The sequence below is a fragment of the Oleisolibacter albus genome (assembly GCF_003336875.1).
GTDB classification, from domain to species: Bacteria; Pseudomonadota; Alphaproteobacteria; order Azospirillales; family Azospirillaceae; genus Niveispirillum; species Niveispirillum album.
This window is the reverse complement of sequence record NZ_QGNJ01000037.1, coordinates 1-2114: the sequence shown is the minus strand read 5'-3', so window position 1 is coordinate 2114 and position 2114 is coordinate 1. Positions and strand designations below refer to the sequence as shown.

At 49.5% G+C, this 2114-nt stretch carries 3 protein-coding genes; 1 reads left to right on the top strand and 2 read right to left on the bottom strand.

Translation table 11 applies throughout. The features are described 5' to 3' along the window. Window positions 1–27: 27 nt before the first annotated feature. Window positions 28–186: a hypothetical protein gene (locus tag DK368_RS21580; RefSeq protein ID WP_155524669.1), complete on the bottom strand. Its 159-nt coding sequence runs from the start codon at window positions 184–186 to the stop codon at window positions 28–30. A gap of 38 nt (window positions 187–224) precedes the next feature. Between DK368_RS21580 and DK368_RS21145 the strand changes: the two genes are divergently transcribed. Then, window positions 225–656, top strand: coding sequence for an IS630 family transposase (locus DK368_RS21145; RefSeq protein WP_240002601.1), 432 nt, complete (start codon window positions 225–227; stop codon window positions 654–656). A gap of 209 nt (window positions 657–865) precedes the next feature. On the opposite strand, the gene DK368_RS21575 is transcribed toward DK368_RS21145, so the two are convergent. After that, complete coding sequence (locus DK368_RS21575; RefSeq protein ID WP_155524668.1) at window positions 866–1606, bottom strand: hypothetical protein; 741 nt, start codon at window positions 1604–1606, stop codon at window positions 866–868. Window positions 1607–2114: the final 508 nt, after the last annotated feature.

Below are 2114 nucleotides of genomic sequence, written 5' to 3'. Positions count from 1 at the left end.
TCGGGCGGAGGGGGCGGCCCCCCCGGGTCAGAGCAGGCGGGTGCCCAGCAGGCTTTCGGCGGCGGCGCGGGCGGCGGGAGTGATTTCGGCGCCGGAGAGCATGCGGGCGATCTCCTCCAGCCGGTCGGCGGGACCCAGCTCCACCACCTCGGTCTGGGTGCGGCCGGCGCTGCTGCGCTTGCGCACATTCCAATGGTGCCCGCCGCGGGCAGCGGCCCCTCGGGCTGTGCGACAAGCGCTTCACCTCGGCCTACCTCTACGCCGCCGTCTGCCCGGCCAGCGGCGCCGACTTTGCGCTGGTCATGCCGACCGTCTCCACCGCCGCCATGAGCCTGTTCCTGAACGCCTTCTCCCGGAGCCTGGAACCGGACGTCCAGGCGGTGCTCGTGCTCGACCAAGCCGGCTGGCATGGAGCGCGGGCGCTGGTCGTGCCGGACAACATCACGCTGGTACCCCTGCCGCCCTACAGTCCCGAACTCAACCCAGTCGAGCGCGTCTGGCTGTACTTGCGCGAACGCTTTCTGTCCCACCAACTCTTGAACGACTACGACGCCGTCGTCCAAGCCTGCTGTGACGCCTGGAACACTCTCACCGCCACACCGGAGCGCCTACGTTCACTCACCAGCTACCCGTGGCTACCATGTGTCAATGCTTAGGCGCGGCGGTATAATACATCTTGATTTCTTGTTACATAGCCTACTTCCATGCAAAATGGGGCGACGCATAGAGAATGCGCCAAATATTCTAAACCTGTCATCTGCAGTACCAAGGAAATTATATTGTATCGGGCCATTTGTATTTTTTCCCTGCGACTCAAACTATAATATAGTGGCGAGAGTCTTTCTCTTTACTGCTGAGTCCATTTTTAGTTTTCCCCATTTCCGAAATAGATGTACTGTGATTCATCCGCGACATTTTCTTCAAGATTATACCATCTGCCAGCATTCACCTGCGCACTTAATTCTATACCTTTAGTGCAAACTTCCCGTCTTTTCTGTGTGCTATTTTGTATGTTTTTGCTAAATATATTGGAAAATGGATTTCCTTCTTCGCGTTGTTTTTCTTCATCTTTTTCGTTTGTTCTCACATATTCACATTGATCTATACGGTATAGTATTTTTATTTCCGGCTCTCGACTCGCATAAGTTATGCACATGTAATCTACATCTAATAAATCATAGTAATAAACGTTAAGCTTATTTCTTGCTGTTAGATTGTACAAAACCCCCCTTCCATCCCGCCATTGCGGTGTAAAAAATATCAACAAATAATTTTCTCTATTGATGGAAAATGTTATAATACTTATTCTGTTAAATAGATTGTTTTTGCCTTTATCTAGATCTTCGTATTCATTAATGTATTTTTTATATAAATATTCGTTATCTAGGATGCTATGAAGAGACTTTTGATTTTTCGAATTTAGGTCGCCGGCATTTTTTGGTTTATTACATAGATTCTCAGAGACTTTATTAAAAGAAATTTCCTTCTTGTCGAATTTAGTTGCGAGGTCGATACGACTTTCGGATTCTTTTGCAATTAAGCTTGAGCAGCATGAAAAACTTACAAAAATAAAACACAGTGTCTTTTTAGACAGCGACGCAAACATTTTTGCCTCCTTGTTCTATATTGATGATTATTTCATGTAAAAATCTAAATTTCAGCAATACACACCTCACCTTTCCCTCTCCGCCTCCTGCGTCGCCCGGACGATGGGTGACAACAGATAATCCGCTACCGTGCGGTGACCATCTCTGCCACCTCAGCCATCCCGGGCACAAGCGTCACCGCATCACCACCCATCCGATCCGTCCCGTCCAGGACCGCCCGGGCCGGGCAGCCTTGCCGGCTATCGCTCGTCCCTCGACCGCCGCCAGGGCCACCTGGACGGGCTATTCAGGCTCTCGTCGGCGGCACCTTCGCCGCCGTCTGGGTCATTTCTATTTCCACCCAAATGTTCAGCTTATCGACTTTCGGCCGATCGACGCTCTTTAATGAGGTCAGAAATTATTTTGAATAATGAAAGTGCATACAGCACCGGTGCAATCACTCCAAATATATTCGTCATTTTTGATGCAATTGGATACCATCCCATATTATATTTGTTAATATCATCT

Coding starts and splice junctions, on each gene's coding strand:
- DK368_RS21575 (WP_155524668.1), bottom strand. CDS start 1,606: ATGTTTGCGTCGCTGTCTAAAAAGACACTGTGTTTTATTTTTGTAAGT.